This is a genomic window from Bradyrhizobium sp. BRP19, from assembly GCF_020194195.1.
GTDB classification, from domain to species: Bacteria; Pseudomonadota; Alphaproteobacteria; order Rhizobiales; family Xanthobacteraceae; genus Bradyrhizobium; species Bradyrhizobium yuanmingense.
Map to the genome: position 1 here is coordinate 1 of NZ_JADYVZ010000199.1, position 408 is coordinate 408.

The 408-nt window shown below is 64.5% G+C and carries 1 protein-coding gene; it reads right to left on the minus strand.

The window, feature by feature from the left end:
• Window positions 1–185: 185 nt before the first annotated feature.
• Window positions 186–408, minus strand: a 223-nt coding sequence (locus I6F36_RS39175) for a UDP-3-O-acyl-N-acetylglucosamine deacetylase (protein ID WP_225173316.1), incomplete at its 5' end; no start/stop codon positions are given.

Genomic DNA, 408 nt, shown 5'->3' on the forward strand with positions numbered 1-408 from the left:
GTGCCGCATAGTCCGCCGGATTGACCGGCTGTGCTGCCGACGCTTCACCGGTATGGGCCGCAACTGCCGCCCGTTCGGCTCCCGTCTCCATTTCTTTCGTGACCCGATCAAGCTGCCGCTTCAGGGCCTTAGCAGCAAGCTGCTGTCGCAACTGGTCGCCCAGTCTCATACCGCGGATTCCTTCGTCAGTGTGTGGGGTATGCCCATTCCCAGGCATCGGGCCGGGCGAGCAGGGCGGCACAAAGCCGGTAATTCATTTCGTGGCTGGGGCGCAAGGCTGTGACCTTGCCTAGCAGCGGCGCGCCCAGCAGAGCTAGGTCGCCGATTAGATCAAGCACGCGGTGCCGCACGAACTCCATCGGCAGGCGCATGCCGCCGATCACGCCGGAGCCGACAATGGTAGCGGTG